Source organism: Streptomyces sp. NPDC001717 (genome assembly GCF_042892775.1).
In the GTDB taxonomy this organism is placed as follows: domain Bacteria; phylum Actinomycetota; class Actinomycetes; order Streptomycetales; family Streptomycetaceae; genus Streptomyces.
On the sequence record NZ_JBIAUK010000002.1, the window covers coordinates 292,496 to 309,382 of the forward strand.

The window sequence follows — 16,887 nt, forward strand, 5'->3', positions numbered from 1 at the left end:
ATGAGCACCCCTCACGACGGAGGCTGGGGTTCCGTGCGGAACCTCGCGATCCGCTGCGTGCTGGCCGCCGTCATGGCGGGTGGCGCGCTGACGGGTTCCCCCCTGGACGCGGCTGCGGCCACCGGCCCCGCACGCCTCGCCATCGAGCGCCATCTCGATGACGCCTGCGTGGCGAACGAGAGCCTGGGTGAGGTCGCCACCAATTTCATCTCCCGCTGTCGACGGGGTTCCATCCGACAGGTGTTCCCCGGGCAGCACTACGGCGACACGCTCGGCTACCTCAAGGGCTGCCGGGCGAGCTCGTGCAACACCGCCTGGAAGCTACTGAACGACAACCGCTTCAAGAAATAGCCGGGACCATGACCACGTACATCGCCGTCCTGCTGTGTGAGAGCTCGGCCGACACCAACGATCACGTTCCCCTCTACCAGGAAAGCTTCGTCCTGCTGACCGCGGCCGACGAGGCGCGGGCCCGCGAGAAGGCCGAAGTGCACGGCAGGAGCCTGGAGACGAGTTACGAGAACGAAGCAGGCGAGCTGATCACCTGGCGGCTGCGGCACGTCGTCGACGTCGGTGAGGTACTCGACGAGCGCCTCACCGACGGCTCGGAGCTGTACGCCCGGCACTTCAGGAACTACGCCGCCTACCGCTCCTTCGAGCCGCTCCTCTCGGGGGAGCAGACCTGACGTACCCGTAGGGCTGGGCGCCGTGCACTGAGTCGGTGCCGGGCAGGCCCGGATCGCCACACCGGGGATTCTCGGCGACGTGGTCGGCCCGAGCCGTCCGTGGTCTGCCGTTCCGAGTCCCGGGCCGGCGTCAGGCCGGGGGGACCAGGCGGTTCTCGTGGGCGAAGACGACGGCATGGATCCGGTCGCGGAGTTCCAACTTGAGCAGGATCCGCCCCAGATGGGACTTCACGGTCGCCTGCGCGAGGTACAGGGCGGCCGCGATCTCCGCGTTGGACAGGCCGCGACCGACCTCTACCAGGACCTCGCGCTCCCGGGCGCTGAGCCGGTCCAGCCGCTCGTCGCGGACGGCGACGCCCCTGTCGACCAGGTGCGGACGGAAGTCCTCCAGCAGGCGCCGGGTGATCCGCGGGGAGAGCACCGCGTCGCCCGCCGCGACGTTGCGGATCGCGGTGAGCAGCTCCTCGGGCCGGGTGTTCTTCAGCAGGAAGCCCGAGGCCCCGGCGCCGAGCGCGGCGAAGGCATACGCGTCCAGGTCGAAGGTGGTGAGGATCAGCACCCTGCTCCTCGGGGAGACCTCGACGACCTGCCGGGTCGCCTCGATCCCGTCCGTCCCGGGCATCCGGACGTCCATCAGTACGACGTCGGGCCGCAGCTCCCGGGAGAGGCGGACGGCCTGGGCGCCGTCCGCGGCCTCGCCGACCGGGGCCATGTCGGGCTGTGCCTCCAGGACCGTGCCGAAGGCCATCCGGAGCAGCGCCTCGTCGTCGGCGATCACGATGCGGATCGTCATATGGCGCCCGTCCCGCCGCTGCCCAGCAGGAGCCGGGTCCGCACACCCCAGCCGCCGCTCGGAAGCGGGCCGGCCCGCAGCGTCCCTCCGTAGGCGGCCGCGCGCTCGCGCATACCGGGGATGCCGTGGCCGGACGGTGTGGCGGCGGGAAGCGCCGGCCGTGGGCCGCTGTCGGTGACCTCCACGCCGACGCTCCCGGCCGAGCACTCGACCCGGACCGTCGCGCGGGTGCCGGCGGGGGTGTGCTTGAGGGTGTTGGTCAGCGCTTCCTGCACCAGGCGGTAGACGGTGAGTTGTGCGGTGGCCGGCAGGTGGGCGTGGCCGCCGCGGACTTCCAGGCCGGTCGGCAGGCCGGCGGCGGTCATCTGGTCGGCGAGCGCCTCCAGCTGGGCGATGCCGGGCAGCGGGTGGCGCTCGGCGTCCGGCTCGTCGGCCCGCAGGACGCCCAACGAGCGGCGCATGTCGGTGAGGGCCTGGCGGCCCGTCTCCGAGATCTGCAGCATCGCGGCGGTCGCCCGGTCCGGGGACCTGTGCTGCGCGTGGACGGCGGCGTCGGTGAGCGCGACCATGACGGACAGGTTGTGGGTGACGATGTCGTGCATCTCGCGGGTGATCCGGGCCCGTTCCTCGGCGACGGCGAGCAACGCCTGCTGCTCCTGGTGCAGCGCCAGCCGTTCGGCCCGCTCCTGCACGGCGGCGAGGTAGGCCCGTCCGGTCCGCACGTTCACCCCGAGGACCGCTGCCGCGACCACCGTCGCGGAGAGTGCGACGAACGGGGTCAGGAACGCGCCGTTCGACGCCCACCGCAGGCAGGCCAGCACGGCCCCGCCCTCCACGACGGCGGCTGCGAGCAGCGTGCCGCGCCGGCCCGTGTGCGCGGCCGTCGTGTAGAGGGCCATCAGCAGCGCGACGTCCGCGGCCAGTTGGACGTCCGCCAGCCATTGGGCGAAGGCCGCGGCGACCACGGCGACGAACACCGCGAGCGGGGCACGGCGCCGCCACACCAGGGGCAGCGCCAGGGCTGCGGTGAGCGCCGCCGCCACCGGCAGCTCCCGGGCCGGGTACGTGGTCACGACGTGGAGCAGGAGCAGCGCCGGCAGCACCGAGTCCCACACCAGGGTCGGCAGCCGGTCCCGGTGGCGCACCGTCACCCCTCTCCGCAGATCGGTCGTCGTGGTGGCCCGGGCGGGCCGCCACCGCGTACAGGCGCAGCCTAGGCCGCGGATCCGCGCCGCACATGATCCCGGCGTCGGAGCGCGGCGGGCAGGGGTACGACCAGAGGATGAGACCCGCGACCTCCCGCGGTCGCAGGCCGGCCGTCGGTCCGGGTGCCCGGTTGCCACCCCGGTCGCACCGCGGCCCGCGCCGGTTGCCACCCCGGTCGCAGTCGGCGGCGACCCCGGGCCGATGCGGCGGCGCGGGCGCGGCGCCGAGCATGGCCGCGTGACCGAAACCATCCCGGGGCTGTACCTGTCCCTTCCGGAAGTCCTCGTCCTGTGGGGCGCCGTCGTGCTGTTGGTGGCCCGCCGGCTCCCCCCGGCCGCCCGCCGGCCCGGCACCGTCGCGGCCGGGGCGGTCCTCGTACCGTCGGCGATCGTGCTGGGCGTCGTGGGGATCCGCTGGCAGATGCTGCCGGTCCTGGCCGGCGCCGCCGTTGCCTCGGCGTTCGCCCTGACGCCCCTGCTGCGGCGCCGTACCGGCCGACCGGCGCGGCGGGCCCGCTGGTGGCCGGGCCTGGTGGGCTCGCTGGCCTGCGCCGGCCTGATCGCCACCGGCCCGGTGGCCGCATGGGCCTTCCCCGTTCCCGTCTTCCCCGAGCCGACGGGCGACTTCGCGGTCGGCACACGGGTGGTGCAGTGGACCGACCCGCTCCGCCCCGAGAGCTTCACCGCCGATCCGGACGACCGGCGCACGGTGGTGGTCCAGCTCTGGTACCCGGCGCGGAAGAGCCCTGCGGGCGTCCCTCGGGCCCAGTACCTGGGACGCACGCAGGACGAGGCGCGGACCGTCTCGCAGGCCCTCGCCGACGGGGCCGGCCTGCCCGCCTTCCTGGTCGACGGCGTCCCGAGGGCCCGCAGCCGCGCGGTCGTCGACGCCCCGCTGGCCGACGGGGGTGAACGGTTCCCGGTCGTCCTCTTCTCGCCGGGGTCGGGCGGGGTGCGGTCCCAGAACACCGCATGGGCGGAGGAACTGGCCAGCCACGGCTACCTGGTCGCCGCCCTCGACCACCCATACGACTCCAGCGTCGTCTTCCTCGCCGACGGCCGCACGATCCGTGCCACCACCGCCTCCTCCGGAGACCGCGCCGGGGACGAGGAGCCGGCCGCCGGCTGGACCGCCGTCCGGGCCGCCGACCTCGGCTTCGTCCTCACCCAATTGGAGCGACTGGACCTCGGCGAGACCCACGACCCGCTGACCGGGCGCCTGGACACCGGCCGCGCCGCGGTGGCCGGCCACTCCCTGGGCGGAGCCGCGGCCCTGCAGGCGGCCCGGCAGGACCGCCGGTTCGACGCCGTCGTCGACCTGGACGGCTACCCCCACGGCCCGACCGCGCCCGCCCTCGAACAGCCGGCGCTCGCGCTCACCCAGGAGATCACCGACGGCACCGACCCGCGCTACCTGCCCCGGCTCACCGAGGCCCTCGAGCACAACACCGCGAAGAGCTACCGGCTCGCCATTCCCGGCGCCCGCCACCTCACCTTCATGGACGGCCCGCTCTACCTGCCGCCGCTGCCCTCGATCGTCGGCACCCTCGGCCGCACCGAGAGCCCGCGCGTCGTCGCCGCGGCCACCCTCGCCTTTCTGGACTCCACCCTGCGAGGCCGCCCCGACGACCCGGCCGACACCCTCCGGGCCTACGGCACGGTCTCGTCATCAGGGGCTCGGGGACCTGCGACACCACCCCGGTGATCAGTCTTACGCGCGTATCGGGGACGCCGACGGGATCCTCCGGCTCGCCTGCTGCCGCTCCCACCGACCAGGATGGCTCAAGCCGCCCCCGGAGCCACTTCCGAGGCGTCGGCGGCCGTGCGGTGAAGGACGTGTGTGTCGAGGACGATGGTGTGACTGTTTCGGACGGTGCCGTGCAGGTCCGAGAGGTTCCCGTCGAGGTGGATGGTCCTTCCATCCGTGCGGTAGGTGCCCGTGTTGATGCCGATCTTGAACACGGGGCAGTTGTCCAGGTTGCAGATCACGTTGTCGATCTGCTCGAAGCGGCCGTCCGCGGTGAGGGTCAACTTCTGGATGTAGTGGGTGATTCCGGGGCGGTTCCTGTCGACGGACTCTGTCCACTGACCCGTCAGCCGGCCCTTGTGTGCGTCCGGGGCGGCCGCCTCCGTCACCTGGGCGGCGGCAGAGCCGCCGGTGGCCGTCAAGGCGCCCAGGAGCAGCAGCGTGGCCCCCAGTACGGACTGAGTCTTCTTCTTCATAGGGCGGGCTCGTTCCTTGTCCCTCGGTACGGCGGTCAATAGGGGATGCGGCCGGGAGCGGCGCCGGCGACCGGGGTGCGCGCACCACGCTCGCCCCGGCGCATGCCGCCGGCCTCCAGTGAGTGGGTGCGGCACGGCCCGGCAGGCTCGACCGTATCCGTTCACCTGCTGATGCCGTTCCATCCCGACAGGCACGGCGGCTCGTTTCGGTTGAACGGCGGGCGCGGAAAGAATGCCTCGTCAACCGCATGGGACACCGGGAGCGGCCCCGTTGCGACCACCGGCATGCAGCACACCGGCAGCCACTGATTGGCCGGAGCGCACCCCCCGCTCCCGCCACCCGCTCCCGAGCGGTGCCGCCGACTCACCCGTGCCATACCCTCCACTGTCATGAACATGAATCAAGCCGCGGAGGCAGGACCCACGGCCTTGCGGACCGCCCGCTTCGAGTACGCCGCGCACGCCCCGGACTACGACGCGGCCCTGCGGCGCTTCACCCTGGACACCTGGCCCGGGCGCACCGCAATGCTCTGGCTGCCCGCCCTGATGGCGTCCGCAGCCGCACTCCTGCGCGTGTGGTTGTGGCACCTGGGCTGGGGCGGAGTCGCGGTTGTGGCAGTCACCGTCGTGATCGCCTCGCTCGGCATCCGGCAGTGGCACCGCAGCTTCCGGATGAAGGAGCTGTACGAGAACGATGCCGCCCTCGGCACCATCCGCACCACGCTGGCCGGCGACGGCATACGCACCTGCGGCGCCGCCGACGGCGAGGAGGGCGAAGCCGACGAGTGGCGCGGCTACCCCTGGTGGTTCGAGACCCCGGAACTGTTCGTGCTCACCGGCAGCATGGGCTACTTCTTGGTGCTGCCCAAGCGCGGCGCGACCTCGCCCGAGGACGTCGACCTGGCCCGCGCCCTGTTCACGGAACACCTCCGGCGCATCTGAGGGCGGCGGGCCCCCACGGACTGCCCGAGGGCATGGCCGGACGGCTTGAAGTTCGCCGGGACCACGGGACGTTGGAGATCGCCGTGGCCGCCCACCTCGCCGCCCGCGGCCCCCGGGAACCGGCGTGCATCGATCCGCCGATCCGGGGCAGGCGGGCCGCATGGCGACCCGCCTCCCGGGCGCAGGCCGCTCACTGACCACCACCGAGAAGGGAACCCGCACCCGTGAACGACAACATCTGGGCCTACCACCTGACCGTCGCCCACTTCGAGGACAGGGACCTCACCGGCTACAAGGTCGAAGCCCTCGACGGCACCATCGGCAAGGTCGACAAGCACTCCTACGAAACCGACGCCTCGTGGATCGTCGTCGACACCGGCCCCTGGATCTTCGGCAGGGAAGTACTCCTGCCCGCCGGCACGATCACCCGTGTCGACACCACCGAGGAGAAGGTCCACGTCGACCGGACCAGGCAACAGATCAAGGACGCCCCGGACTTCGTCCGGGAGGAACACCTCGGTGACGCCGCCTACCACCATGAGGTCGGCGGCTACTGGGGCGACACGGTACGCCGCCTGCAGCAGTGACCGCGGTGAGGTCAGGCTTTGGGGTTCGGGGCGGACGAGGGCGAGGGAGCGGGGGCCTCGGAAGGACCGGTCAGCGGAGCGCGGGCACCGGCGCCCCCCGTGAAGTGCGCGAGGGTGCCGGTCTGTTCCAGCAGCCGCTCCAGCTGCCGGGGGCGACCGTCGAGGTGCAGCGCCGCACCGACCGCGTCGGTACGGCGGCGGACCATCAGCAGGGCCGACAGGCCGCTCGGGTCGACCCCGGTCACACCCGAGCAGTCCAGCCGTACTTCGAGCGGCGCGCCGCACTCCCCCAGCGCGCGGCTGACGTCGTGGACCAGCAGGTCGGCGTACCGGTGGTCGAGGTCGCCCCGCAGCTCGATGCGGAGGGCGTCGTCGGTACGGCGGCACGACAGGCGGAGCGGAGTGGAGGGCGAGCTGGTCATTCGGCGTTCCCGGCGGCGGTCAGGTGGGTACGGGTGAGGCGGTCCGAGCCGGCGCGGAGCACGGCGACGGCACGGGGGAAGTCCCCGACGCGGCGGCGCAGCAGTGTCAGTGCGGGCAGCAGGGACGCGGCCGGGACCCCTCGGGCGTTCAGGACGTCGGCGGTCCAGAGCAGGAAGCCGCCGAAGAGTTCCTCGTCGTCGGTGTAGAGGGCGGTGGCGAGGAACTCCACGATGTGGGAGAGGTCTTCGGCCGCGCGCTCGCGCTGCGCCTCGGTGTAGTCGCGCACCGCGGGGTAGGCGTCCTCCAGTTCGGCGAGCACCTCGCGGACCAGGCGGGGCCGGCTGCGCGCGACGAGGGTGTACTCCTGGTCCTTCAGGTGGGGAAGGTCGTCGATGGCCTGGTGGCCGGGCCGGGGTCGGGGCAGCGGCCGACGGGCGAGCTCGTCCGCGGCGGTGCGCGCGTCGGGCGCCCACGCGTCCGCGCCCAGGAGCCGGGCGTAGCGGCCGCCGGGTCCGAAGGCGGCGCCGCCGACGATCACAGGGGTGCCGACGGCCTGGCAGGCGGTGATCGTCGCGTGCGCGACGGGCAGACGCGTGGGGATGGAGCCGGAGAGGGCCACCGCGTCGGGACCGGTGCGGTGCACGTGCGCGATGAGGTGGGGGGCGGGTACCTGGGCGCCGAGGTAGTCGACGTGCCAGCCGCGGATCCGCAGGACCTCGGCGAGCAGGCGGGCAGGCAAGGCGTGCCATTCGCCGTCCACACAGGCGACCGTGATCCTGCCGTGACGGGGTTCCGTTCGTGCCGCGGGATGCAGGGCGAGCGCCGCTACGGCCCGCTCGTTCATGGCGGTGGCGGCGTGCTCCTGGGCCACGCTGATGCGGTTCGCGGCCCACTGCTCGCCCACCCGCCCCTGGACCCGGCCGATCACCTCCAGCAGGACGGACTCCGGGTCGACGCCGTCGTCGAGCGCCCGCAGGACCGACCCCACCGCGGCGGGTTCGTCGAGGGCCATGACGGATTCCCATACCTCTTCGGCAAGGGCGTCCATGCTCAGGATCGGGGAGGTGCTCTGCGATCTCATGCGGTGAACCTGCCCCGGGTGTGGCCGTCCACCGCGCTGAGGTGGTTGGTGCGCGGCGCGGTGATGACCACGATGGCCATGTCGTCGTGACGGCCCCGCCCCACCCACTGGGCGGTGAGCATCTGCACGTGTTCGACGACGGCCTGGGCGGGCATCGCCGCGCACTCGGACAGGGCTCGCCGCAGCCGCTCCTCGCCGAACATCGTCCCGCCCATCGGACCGCCGCGCGCCTCGCTGATCCCGTCCGTGTACAGGACGCAGGCGTCGCCGGGTGCCAGCGTGACCGAGGCCGTCTCGGCGGAGACCACGGGGAGCACCCCCACCAGGGTGCCCTGCGTGGCCGCCGCCTCGATCCGGCCGTCGGAGCGCAGGAGCAGCGGGGCGGGGTGGCCGGCGCTGGTCAGCCGCAGCCGCACGCAGCTGCCTTCACGTGTCGCGGAGGCCAGCACCATGGTGGCGAAGCGGGTGCTCTCGGAGTTGAGCAGCGCGGAGTTGAGGAGGCTGAGCATCCGCTGGTGGTCGTCGGCCATGGGGAGCAGCGCGTGCAGCGTGTTGCGGATCTTCCCGGTCATGACGGCGGCTTCCAGGCCCTTGCCGCAGACGTCGCCGAGCACGACCAGCGACGCGTCACCCTCGTCGACGGCCGGGTGGACGTCGTAGAAGTCGCCGCCGACCCGCTCGTGGTCCTTGGAAGGGCGGTAGCCCCCCGCGTACTCGACGCCGGCCACCTGGCCCAGCCGGGGCGGAAGCAGTTCGCGCATCAGGGTCTCGGTGACCGAAGCCTGCTCCGCGTAGAGGCGTGCCGCCGACATCGCCGCGCCGGCGCGTGCCGCGAACAGTCTCGCGAAGACCTCTTCGCCCTCCGTGAAGGCGGGGGCTCCGGTGCCGCGCAGCAGGACGAGTGCGCCGGCGGGCACCCCGTGGCCGGGCAGCGGAGTGACGACGATCGACCCGACGCCGTCCATTCCCTCGGGGAGCAGCCAGTCGGGCGCGGCCGCGGGGTCGATCCAGCGGGACGGCACGGGCGGGAAGCCCTGGAGCGCCTCCGCCAGGCCCGGGACCTCCTCGGGGTCCACGGCCCGCAGCGACACCGAGGGCGTGCCGCCGCGCACGCACACCACCACCGGCAGGCCCGTGTCGCGTGCGGGTGCGATCACCAGGGCGGCGTCGGTGAGGTGCTCGGCGGCCAGCTGCGCCGTGACGTCCATGCAGCGGTCCAGGTTCAGCGAGGACAGCAGCAGGTTGGACGAGCGGACGAGGAACGCCGTGCGTTCCTGTTCCGTCCGCAGGGCTTCCCGGGCCAGCCGGTGGTCCGTGTCGTCCACGAGCCACCACACCACGCTTCCGTCGTCCCTGCGGGTGGGGTGCGCCTCGAACGATCCCTCCCCCACCGGCCCCTGTACGGACCGGGCCGCGTCAGGCGCCGGCGGGGTCGTGGGGACGGGGTCGGCCCGGTGCCGCGCGTGCGCCGCGGCCAGCCACGCGGGCACCACGTCGGCCAGGGCCGCACCGGGGCGCGCCCTCGGGAAGACCAGCCGGGCCGCCTCGTTGGCGAAGACCACCCTGGCCTGGGGATCGGCAGCGAAAACGGGGTACGGGGCCTCACTCCACGGGAGGCCCGCTGCCGGTGAACCGGACGTCATCTGCGGGGAAGGAACCACACATCCAAGGCCCGCTGCGCGAACCCCTCACCTCTTCTTCTTCACGACGGAGACATTGTTGCCTTACGGCAACCATCCTCCACGGAGCACGTCGGCCGCAACCGGGCACCCCTCCGACATCATGACGAACCGTCACCCGCACGGGGGGGGGACCCGCCTCCCGAGGACCCCCCTTGCCCCCTGCGGCCTCCCGTGTAGGAGGATGTCGGGGTGACCGGAGACGAAGCGGTCGTCACGACGACCACCGAGCAGGGCGTCGCAGTCGTCAGCCTGCGGGGCGACATCGACGAGGAACAGGCCCCCGCCCTGAACCGGGCCCTCGCGGCCACCCGTGCGAGCCGTCCCGCCCGTACGGTGGTCGATCTGTCCGGCACGCGCTTCGCGGACTCATCGGTCCTGCACGCGCTGCTGGAGGCCCAACGGGCCCACCGGAGCGCCGGCGCGGTCCTGGTGCTCGCCGGCCCGCTGCAGACCGCAGTACAGCGGTTGTTCGAGGTCACCGGAACCGCATCCGCCTTCAGGATGGCGGACAGTCTGGAGGCAGCGCTGACGTCATGAGCACCTCACCGGATTCGGACGACCTCCTGGGCAACGGGCGGACGAGGGAGCACGAGCCGCGCTCTGGCCACCCGCCCGTCTCCGCGGCCGCCGCCCGCGCCCGTGTCAGCGAGGTGCTGCTGCGTGCCGGGTTGGGGCTCGACACGCCCTCCGTCGCGGACGCCCTCCTGGTCACGTCGGAGCTCGTCACCAACGCGATCCGCCACGGCGGCGGGGTCACCGCCTTCCGTGCCGTTGTCGCCGAGGACCTCCTGAGCCTGTCCATCGGCGACGCCAGCCCCCTGGTCCCCGCCGCCCGGACCGGAACGGTCGAGCGTCCGGGCGGGTTCGGGTGGCCGCTCGTACAGCGCCTCGCCGAGCGCGTGGAGTGCCGGACGCACTCCGACGGCAAGACGATCAGTACCGTGCTGCGCCTGTCCTGACGGACCGGGCCCTCACAGATAGCGGCGCAGCGGGCGGACCGACAGCTCCCGGGCGCGCTGCAGCAGGGAGCGGCGCTTCCAACGGCGCCCGACGATCCGCGTGCTGACCTCCAGGTCCTGGTCGTAGTGCTCGTCCAGGGTCCGGGTGAGGTCCGGGTCCATCACCGCCAGCATGACCTCCTCGTCGTGGTCGAGGGAGCGGCGGTTGAAGTTGGACGAGCCGATGAGGGAGACCACGCCGTCCATGGTGATGACCTTCGCGTGCATCATCGTCGGCTGGTACTGGTGGATGCGCACGCCCGCCGTGGTGAGCGCCTCGTAGTGGTGCTGTCCGGCCAGTTGGCACACGCGCTTGTCCGTGTGCGGGCCGGGCAGCAGGATCTCGACCGTGACGCCCCGGCGGGCCGCGGCGGCGAGCAGGTCGACGAAATGGTCGTCGGGGGCGAAGTACGCGGTCGCCAGGCGCACGCGCTCCTGCGCCGATTCGAGGATCACGCGCATCAGCGTCTGCATGTCCTGCCAGCCGAAGGCGGCCGAGCCGCGCACCACTTGGACGATGGCTGAGCCGGCCGGCTCGTGGGACACGAAGCGATCCCGTTCGTCGAAGAGCTCCGGATGGCACTCCGCCCAGTTCTGTGCGAACGCCGCGGCGATCCCGTCGACAGCGGGTCCGCGGACCTCTGCGTGCGTGTCGCGCCACTCGCCCGGGTTGCGGGCGTCACCGCACCATTCCTCGGCGATGCCCACTCCACCGGTGAAAGCCGTCCGTTCGTCGACGACGAGGACCTTGCGGTGGCAGCGGTGGTTCTGCTTGAGCGGGGAGAGGTAGGCGGGCTTGCGGAACCAGGCGACGTCCACTCCGGCGGCGTCCATGTGGTCCAGGAGGTCCTTCTCGATCAGGCGGCTGCCGAAGCCGTCCAGGAGCAGCCGTACCCGGACCCCGGCGCGGGCGCGTTCGGCCAGGGCCTCGGCGAACCGGCGGGCGATGGTGCCCTTCCAGTAGACGAACGTCATCATGTCGACGGTATGGCGGGCGGAGCCGATGGCGTCCAGCATCGCGGCGAAGATCTCGTCCCCGTTGCGCAGGGGGCGTACGGAGTTCCCCTCGGTCGCCGCGATGCCGATCAGTCTCTCCAGCCGGCGGCGGATGCGGTGGATGCGCTCCTGCTCCAAGTCCGTGGCGGCGGTGACGGGCCCGGGTCCGGGCAGCGGCGTGACGGTGGTGCCGGTGACGGCGGCGCGGGTGGTGTCGGTGTCGGTGTCGGTCATGGCGTTGCTCCTCGGTCGGGACGGGCGGGACGGCGGGACGGCAGGGAGGGTCAGACCGAGGACTTCGCTCCGGGCTCCGGTCCGCCCGACTCCCACGGGGGCGGTGCCTCCATCTCCGTCCACGCCGCCAGGTCCTCGCCGTCGACGCAGACGATCCCGCAGGTCTCGGCGTACTCGGCAGCGGGGGCGGTGAGGGAACCGGTCGTGACGAGGACGGCGACGTCCGCCTGGTGGACCGCGAAACAGGTCCCGCCGAAGCGTTGGAGGTCCTGCGAGCCGACCCGGTTGTCCTCGGAGTAGTGCTTGCACTGCAGCACCACCCGCCTCCCGTCCGCCGTCGTGGCGAGGACGTCGGCGCCCAGGTCGCCCGCACCGCCGACGACCTCGACCGAGGTGCAGCCGTCCCGGGCGCACAAGGCGGCGACCGTGTGCTCGAAGCCGTCCGCGTCCGCCCCGACGTGGTCCAGGGCCTCGCTCCCCACATCGGGGAGCTCCGTCGTCGGTGCCGTGCTCCCGTCGAGCGCGGCTGCCGGCCGCCCTCGGGTGCCACGCCGTCGGGGGACGCGGCGCCGGCCGGGGGCGACCGTCCACTTCACCAGTACCGCTCCGAGCAGCAGCGCGGCCGAGGCGGCGATCGGCGACACCGGGAGTCCGGTCCCGCTCCCCGGCGCGGCCTTCACGAACGCGACCAGGCCACCGATGCCGATGCCGAGCAGCCCGACCACGAGCACCACGTCGCGCCCGAGGCCCGTGCCCCGCACGGGCGCGGGCACGTCCTCGTCCGGTGTCGTCATACGAGGTCCCCTCCCCTTCGCGCGTCGAGGTCCCCGATCCGTGTCGGACCGGGGACCTCGACGGACGTCGAACACTGTCGGACGCCCGTATGGCCGCGATTGCGGTTCTCAAACCGGGGAAGGGCCTCGGAACCCCGTCACGCCCGCCGGGGCGCGACGGTCATGGTCGTGGCCTCGGTCACATCGGGCGCGGTCGCGAACGCGGTGTCGGCGCCCGTGAGTTCCAGGAGCCGGGCCAGGCGGGCGGGTACGCTCCCGGCCAGGACCACCGGCCGTTCCAGGGCCGGCAGCAGCAGGACGCTGAGTGCGGTCGAGTCGACGAACGTCACTGCGGCGACGTCCAGTACGTACCGGGCGACACCCGGCGCCGCAGGGTCCATCGCGACCCGCAGCGCGGCCACGTTGTCCATGTCGAACTCCCCCGCCATCACCACGATCCGTACGTCCCCTTCGGACCGCGTCTCGACGTGGCTGCGTGTTTCCGTGTCCTGCGTGTCCCTGTTCATGGCCGTCCTCTCCGCGTTGTCGCTTCGGTTCGCGCTGCGTCCCGTTCCCGTCCGGTCCTCACCGGCCGGCGCGGGGCAATTTGACGACTGTGATGAAGAAATCGTCGATCTGCTGGATCGCCCGCATGAACTGGTCGAGGTCGACCGGCTTGGTCACGTAGGCGTTGGCGTGCAACTTGTAGCTGCGCAGGATGTCCTCCTCGGCGGCCGAGGTGGTGAGCACGACCACGGGGATGTGGCTCAGCTCCGGATCCGTCTTGATCTGCTCGAGCACCTGCCGGCCGTCGTACTTGGGCAGGTTCAAATCGAGGAGGATGAGGTCGGGGCGGGGCGCGTCCGCGTGCTCGCCTCGCCGGTAGAGGAAGTCCAGAGCCTCCAGGCCGTCCCGTACCACGTGCAGGACGTTCCCGATCTTGTTGTCGGCGAAGGCCTCACGGGTCATCAGTTCGTCGCCGGCGTCGTCCTCGACCAGCAGGACTTCGGCGGGGGCTGCCCGGGTGTGGTCGTCGGGGGTGCTCATGAGGGGGTTCCTTCGGTGGGTACGGGGTCCGGTGCGGCATCGGCATCGGCATCGAGGGCGACGGGCAGGGTGAAGACGATCCGAGTGCCCTCCTGGTGGGCCGTGTCGATCCGGATCCGGCCGCCCGCGTGTTCGACGATCTTCTTGCACAACGCGAGGCCGATGCCGGTCCCCCCGTACGTCTCGCGGCCGTGCAGCCGCTGGAAGATGACGAACACCTTCTCTGCGAACTCGGCCGGGATGCCGATGCCGTTGTCCGTGACGGAGAAGGTGGCGAAACCCGGCTCCGCGGCGGGCTCGTCGACCACCGCGACCTCCACCCGCGCGGTGCGGTCGGGCGAGCGGAACTTGACGGCGTTGCCGAGCAGGTTCTGCCACAGCATGGTCAGGAGCGTGGGGTCGCCCACCACGTCCGGGAGCCGCTCGGGCCGCGTGATCTCCGCGTCGCTCTCCTCGACGGCGGCGGCCAGGTTGCGCAGCGCCCGGTCCAGGGAATCGTCCAGGGCGACCGTCTCCCGGGTGTCCTGGATCCGTCCCACCCGCGAGAAGGTCAGCAGGTCGTTGATCAGCACCTGCATGCGTTTGGCGCCGTCGACGGCGAAGGCGATGTACTGCGTGCCGCGCGCGTCGAGCTGGTCCCCGTAGCGCTTCTCCAGGAGCTGGCAGAAAGAGGCCACTTTGCGCAGCGGCTCCTGGAGGTCGTGCGAGGCGACGTACGCGAACTGCTCCAGCTCGGCGTTGGAGCGGCGCAGCTCGACCGCCTGGGCGTCGAGTTCCGCGGCCGTGCGGTCGAGCCGCTCGGCGTTGCGCCGCGACGCGTTCAGTTCGGCGACGGTGCGGTGCCGCATGGCTTCCACGGCCGCGGCCAGGTCCCGCAGCTCGGCCGGGCCGCGCAGCGGGATCTGCTCGTCGAATGCCCCGTTCGCGACGCGTCGGGAGGCCGTGCGCACCTGAGCGAGGGGCCGGAGCACACCGACGTGCAGGAGGATCCCGAGCGCGGCGCCGGCCAGCAGGAAGGCGATGACGATCGCGAGGAGGATCTGGTCGCGCTGCGTGCGCGCCTCGCCGAAGGTGGTGCGGGCTTCGGCCTGGATGTGGTCCAGGTGCGCCTGCTGCGCAGCGATCCGCCGGCGGACCTCGTCGAAACGGTCCTTGCCGGTCTGGAGCGAGGGTCGGGGGCCGCCGTCGTCCACGGAGGCGATGGCGGGCACCGCGAACTCCTGGCGCCAGGCGCGGGCGGCTTCCTGCACGGCCGCCAGGTCTGCGCGTACCCGTGCGTCTCCTTCCAGGACCGTCGACAGGCGCTGCTCGGCGGTGGCCTCGTTGGCCAGGCCGCGTTCGTACGGTTCCAGGAGCGCGGGTTCGTCGGCCAGCAGGTAGCCCCGGATGCCGGTCTCCTGGTCCAGGAGGGCGGTCTCCAGCCGCAGCGCGTCCCGCTGGGCGGGCAGGATCCCGTCGACGAGCCGGTTTCCGGCCGTGGTCGTGCGGGAGAGGAGGGTGGCTCCGAGGGCGCCGGTGCCGACGACCATGAGGGCCAGGACGACGAGCACGGTGGTCAGCCAGGTCTGCAGGCTGGGCCCGTGCCGGTCGGCGGCCGGTCCTCGGCGCTGTGCCGGAGGGTGCGTGGTGGGGGTCACGTGGGGGTGTTCCATTCGAGGTGCAGTACCGCGACGTCGTCGGCCAAGCCGCCCCAGTCCGCGGCGAGGCCCTGCGCCGCCTGGATGAGGGAGTCGACGAACCGTTCGGCGGGCAGGTCGGCGTGGCGGCGGGCGATCTCCAGGAGACCGGCTTCGTCGAGCCGTTCGGATCCGGGCCCGACGCGTCCCTCGATCAGCCCGTCGGTGAAGAGCATCACGGCGCCGCCCTTCTCCAGCGGGACCTCGGTGACGGGCCAGCCGGCGCCCAAGCCGGGCATGATGCCGAGCGCCGGCCCTCCCGGGACGGTCCGCAGCTCCACGCCGGCCGTGGAGCGGACGAGGAATCCGGGATGGCCGGCCCGCTGCACGGACACGGCGGAGGTGCCGGGTGGGCGGGTGACGGAGACCAGGGTGGCGAAGATCTCGGGGCCGGAGCGCTCCGCGAGCAGGATGCGCTCCAGCAGTCCGAGCAGCTCGGCGTCGCGCGCGCCGGCCATCACGAAGGACCGCCAGGCCACGCGCAGGCACACGCCGAGCGCCGCTTCGCTCGGGCCGTGCCCGGAGACGTCGCCGACGACGGCGTGGGTGGCCCCGTCGGGGGTCTGGACGACGTCGTAGAAGTCACCGCCCAGCAGTGTCTGGGCCCGTCCGGGGTGATAGCGGGCGCAGACGCTGACGGCGTCGGCCGGGTCGTCGAGGAGCAGCGGGGTCGGCAGCAGACCGCGTTCGAGGCGGGCGTTCTCCTCGGCGCGGAGGCGGCCGGCTTCGAGGGCGACCGCAGCCAACTCGGTCCGCTTGCGCTGGATCGCGTACCGGATGGCCCGCATGAAGACGTCCGGCTCCACGCGCCCCTTGATCAGGTAGTCCTGGGCACCGGCCGCGACGGCGGTCAGTCCCGCACGTTCCTCGGAGAGCCCGGTGAGGACGACGACGGCGACCTCGGCGGAGACGGCCAGGACCTTCTTCAGTCCGTCGAGCCCCTGGGCGTCGGGGAGGTGGAGGTCGAGCAGCACGCAGGCGGGCGGCTCATCCTCCAGGAGGTGCAGGGCGTCGGCGAGGGAGGAGGCGCGGCCGAGGCGGACGTCGATGCCGCTGTCCTCGACGAGTTCCTCGACGAGCAGGGCGTCGCCCTCGTCGTCCTCGATGAGCAGGACGTACGGCGGCACCCCGTCCCACAGGGCCAGGGAGTCGTCCCCCTCCACGTCGGCGGCCTGCCGGGCCCGGTTCACCGCCTGCCGCGCCGGCGTACGGGCAGCGAGATGCCGGTCCCCGAGCCCAAGAGTGCTCGCCATCGCGTCGCGTCTGTCCCTTCTCGCCGCCGGAAGCGGACGTCCGACGGACGCCTGGTCGTGCCGGATCAGCGTAGAGCGATCATTTGCCGTAGGGCAATGTTTTACGAACTCAATGATTATGCCGGGTGCGCAACGGAGCTCGTACCAGCCCCCCGCGCGGACCCCGCCCCAGCCTCAGGCGGTGTCCGGAATCCGGCCGGCGCGGGGAGCCGCCGGCGGGGTGGGCGCTGCCTGGGCGGCCGACGGCGCGTCCGCGGCAGGAGCGGCCGTCGGCGCGTTCGCTTGGGG

The 16,887-nt window shown here is 72.7% G+C and carries 19 protein-coding genes; 7 read left to right on the top strand and 12 right to left on the bottom strand.

Translation table 11 applies throughout. From position 1 onward, the window contains the following. Together ACFYZL_RS05850 and ACFYZL_RS05855 are read left to right on the top strand one after the other, a co-directional pair. Nucleotides 1-351, top strand: a complete 351-nt coding sequence (locus ACFYZL_RS05850; RefSeq protein WP_388676402.1) for a hypothetical protein — start codon at nt 1-3, stop codon at nt 349-351. 8 nt (nt 352-359) lie between these two features. Further along, complete coding sequence (locus tag ACFYZL_RS05855) at nt 360-686, top strand: DUF4288 domain-containing protein (protein WP_384743814.1); 327 nt, start codon at nt 360-362, stop codon at nt 684-686. 130 nt (nt 687-816) lie between these two features. Here the strand turns inward: ACFYZL_RS05855 and ACFYZL_RS05860 are convergent, their stop codons facing one another. Further along, a complete protein-coding gene (locus tag ACFYZL_RS05860) occupies nt 817-1,479 on the bottom strand; it encodes a response regulator (protein WP_388676405.1) in 663 nt (220 codons plus the stop codon). Continuing rightward, nucleotides 1,476-2,624 carry a sensor histidine kinase gene (locus ACFYZL_RS05865; RefSeq protein WP_388676408.1) on the bottom strand — a complete coding sequence of 383 codons (1,149 nt, stop codon included), beginning with the start codon at nt 2,622-2,624 and terminating at the stop codon, nt 1,476-1,478. Before ACFYZL_RS05865 ends, ACFYZL_RS05860 begins: the two co-directional genes overlap by 4 nt. Nucleotides 2,625-2,922: 298 nt before the next feature. On the opposite strand from ACFYZL_RS05865, the gene ACFYZL_RS05870 reads away from it, so the two are divergent. Continuing rightward, nucleotides 2,923-4,389 (top strand): alpha/beta hydrolase family protein, encoded by a 1,467-nt coding sequence (locus ACFYZL_RS05870; protein WP_388676411.1) that lies wholly within the window; start codon nt 2,923-2,925, stop codon nt 4,387-4,389. 77 nt (nt 4,390-4,466) lie between these two features. Here the strand turns inward: ACFYZL_RS05870 and ACFYZL_RS05875 are convergent, their stop codons facing one another. Then, entirely contained in the window at nt 4,467-4,907 is a 441-nt protein-coding gene (locus ACFYZL_RS05875; protein WP_384743809.1) for a hypothetical protein, read from the bottom strand. Between the two features lie 390 nt (nt 4,908-5,297). Here ACFYZL_RS05875 and ACFYZL_RS05880 point away from each other — a divergent pair, with 390 nt between their 5' ends. Together ACFYZL_RS05880 and ACFYZL_RS05885 are read left to right on the top strand one after the other, a co-directional pair. After that, entirely contained in the window at nt 5,298-5,849 is a 552-nt protein-coding gene (locus ACFYZL_RS05880) for a hypothetical protein (RefSeq protein ID WP_384743807.1), read from the top strand. Between the two features lie 224 nt (nt 5,850-6,073). Next, entirely contained in the window at nt 6,074-6,436 is a 363-nt protein-coding gene (locus tag ACFYZL_RS05885; protein ID WP_384743806.1) for a PRC-barrel domain containing protein, read from the top strand. Between the two features lie 11 nt (nt 6,437-6,447). Here ACFYZL_RS05885 and ACFYZL_RS05890 read toward each other — a convergent pair whose 3' ends face one another. Genes ACFYZL_RS05890 through ACFYZL_RS05900 form a run of 3 tightly spaced genes read right to left on the bottom strand, consistent with a single transcriptional unit; the run spans nt 6,448 to nt 9,583 of the window. Beyond that, the gene (locus ACFYZL_RS05890) at nt 6,448-6,858 is read right to left on the bottom strand and encodes an STAS domain-containing protein (RefSeq protein WP_384743805.1); all 411 of its coding nucleotides are present in this window, start codon (nt 6,856-6,858) and stop codon (nt 6,448-6,450) included. Then, the gene (locus ACFYZL_RS05895; protein ID WP_384743804.1) at nt 6,855-7,940 is read right to left on the bottom strand and encodes a B12-binding domain-containing protein; all 1,086 of its coding nucleotides are present in this window, start codon (nt 7,938-7,940) and stop codon (nt 6,855-6,857) included. The genes ACFYZL_RS05890 and ACFYZL_RS05895 overlap by 4 nt, the downstream gene beginning before the upstream one ends. Then, nucleotides 7,937-9,583: a PP2C family protein-serine/threonine phosphatase gene (locus tag ACFYZL_RS05900; protein ID WP_384743802.1), complete on the bottom strand. Its 1,647-nt coding sequence runs from the start codon at nt 9,581-9,583 to the stop codon at nt 7,937-7,939. The genes ACFYZL_RS05895 and ACFYZL_RS05900 overlap by 4 nt, the downstream gene beginning before the upstream one ends. Nucleotides 9,584-9,811: 228 nt before the next feature. Between ACFYZL_RS05900 and ACFYZL_RS05905 the strand changes: the two genes are divergently transcribed. Together ACFYZL_RS05905 and ACFYZL_RS05910 are read left to right on the top strand one after the other, a co-directional pair. Beyond that, nucleotides 9,812-10,159: an STAS domain-containing protein gene (locus ACFYZL_RS05905; RefSeq protein WP_384743801.1), complete on the top strand. Its 348-nt coding sequence runs from the start codon at nt 9,812-9,814 to the stop codon at nt 10,157-10,159. After that, a complete protein-coding gene (locus tag ACFYZL_RS05910; protein ID WP_388676419.1) occupies nt 10,156-10,581 on the top strand; it encodes an ATP-binding protein in 426 nt (141 codons plus the stop codon). The genes ACFYZL_RS05905 and ACFYZL_RS05910 overlap by 4 nt, the downstream gene beginning before the upstream one ends. 12 nt (nt 10,582-10,593) lie before the next feature. Here ACFYZL_RS05910 and ACFYZL_RS05915 read toward each other — a convergent pair whose 3' ends face one another. The 6 genes from ACFYZL_RS05915 to ACFYZL_RS05940 all read right to left on the bottom strand — a co-directional run bounded on the left by ACFYZL_RS05915 (nt 10,594) and on the right by ACFYZL_RS05940 (nt 16,599). After that, nucleotides 10,594-11,850 (bottom strand): phosphatidylserine/phosphatidylglycerophosphate/cardiolipin synthase family protein, encoded by a 1,257-nt coding sequence (locus tag ACFYZL_RS05915; protein WP_388676421.1) that lies wholly within the window; start codon nt 11,848-11,850, stop codon nt 10,594-10,596. Between the two features lie 50 nt (nt 11,851-11,900). Further along, entirely contained in the window at nt 11,901-12,644 is a 744-nt protein-coding gene (locus ACFYZL_RS05920; protein ID WP_388676424.1) for a restriction endonuclease, read from the bottom strand. A 137-nt stretch (nt 12,645-12,781) separates the two neighbouring features. Next, nucleotides 12,782-13,150 (bottom strand): STAS domain-containing protein, encoded by a 369-nt coding sequence (locus ACFYZL_RS05925; RefSeq protein WP_388676426.1) that lies wholly within the window; start codon nt 13,148-13,150, stop codon nt 12,782-12,784. Nucleotides 13,151-13,208: 58 nt separating this feature from the next. Further along, nucleotides 13,209-13,670 (bottom strand): response regulator, encoded by a 462-nt coding sequence (locus ACFYZL_RS05930; RefSeq protein ID WP_384743793.1) that lies wholly within the window; start codon nt 13,668-13,670, stop codon nt 13,209-13,211. Then, nucleotides 13,667-15,199: an ATP-binding protein gene (locus ACFYZL_RS05935; RefSeq protein WP_388676929.1), complete on the bottom strand. Its 1,533-nt coding sequence runs from the start codon at nt 15,197-15,199 to the stop codon at nt 13,667-13,669. The genes ACFYZL_RS05930 and ACFYZL_RS05935 overlap by 4 nt, the downstream gene beginning before the upstream one ends. Before the next feature lie 104 nt (nt 15,200-15,303). Continuing rightward, complete coding sequence (locus ACFYZL_RS05940; RefSeq protein ID WP_388676430.1) at nt 15,304-16,599, bottom strand: PP2C family protein-serine/threonine phosphatase; 1,296 nt, start codon at nt 16,597-16,599, stop codon at nt 15,304-15,306. Nucleotides 16,600-16,887: the final 288 nt, after the last annotated feature.

Excerpts from the sequence above, each read along its gene's own strand:
- ACFYZL_RS05850 (WP_388676402.1), top strand. The coding sequence starts at position 1 with ATGAGCACCCCTCACGACGGAGGCTGGGGTTCCGTGCGGAACCTCGCG.
- ACFYZL_RS05855 (WP_384743814.1), top strand. The coding sequence starts at position 360 with ATGACCACGTACATCGCCGTCCTGCTGTGTGAGAGCTCGGCCGACACC.
- ACFYZL_RS05860 (WP_388676405.1), bottom strand. The coding sequence starts at position 1,479 with ATGACGATCCGCATCGTGATCGCCGACGACGAGGCGCTGCTCCGGATG.
- ACFYZL_RS05875 (WP_384743809.1), bottom strand. The coding sequence starts at position 4,907 with ATGAAGAAGAAGACTCAGTCCGTACTGGGGGCCACGCTGCTGCTCCTG.
- ACFYZL_RS05880 (WP_384743807.1), top strand. The coding sequence starts at position 5,298 with ATGAACATGAATCAAGCCGCGGAGGCAGGACCCACGGCCTTGCGGACC.
- ACFYZL_RS05890 (WP_384743805.1), bottom strand. The coding sequence starts at position 6,858 with ATGACCAGCTCGCCCTCCACTCCGCTCCGCCTGTCGTGCCGCCGTACC.
- ACFYZL_RS05895 (WP_384743804.1), bottom strand. The coding sequence starts at position 7,940 with ATGAGATCGCAGAGCACCTCCCCGATCCTGAGCATGGACGCCCTTGCC.
- ACFYZL_RS05900 (WP_384743802.1), bottom strand. The coding sequence starts at position 9,583 with ATGACGTCCGGTTCACCGGCAGCGGGCCTCCCGTGGAGTGAGGCCCCG.
- ACFYZL_RS05910 (WP_388676419.1), top strand. The coding sequence starts at position 10,156 with ATGAGCACCTCACCGGATTCGGACGACCTCCTGGGCAACGGGCGGACG.
- ACFYZL_RS05915 (WP_388676421.1), bottom strand. The coding sequence starts at position 11,850 with ATGACCGACACCGACACCGACACCACCCGCGCCGCCGTCACCGGCACC.
- ACFYZL_RS05920 (WP_388676424.1), bottom strand. The coding sequence starts at position 12,644 with ATGACGACACCGGACGAGGACGTGCCCGCGCCCGTGCGGGGCACGGGC.
- ACFYZL_RS05925 (WP_388676426.1), bottom strand. The coding sequence starts at position 13,150 with ATGAACAGGGACACGCAGGACACGGAAACACGCAGCCACGTCGAGACG.
- ACFYZL_RS05930 (WP_384743793.1), bottom strand. The coding sequence starts at position 13,670 with ATGAGCACCCCCGACGACCACACCCGGGCAGCCCCCGCCGAAGTCCTG.
- ACFYZL_RS05935 (WP_388676929.1), bottom strand. The coding sequence starts at position 15,199 with ATGGTCGTCGGCACCGGCGCCCTCGGAGCCACCCTCCTCTCCCGCACG.
- ACFYZL_RS05940 (WP_388676430.1), bottom strand. The coding sequence starts at position 16,599 with ATGGCGAGCACTCTTGGGCTCGGGGACCGGCATCTCGCTGCCCGTACG.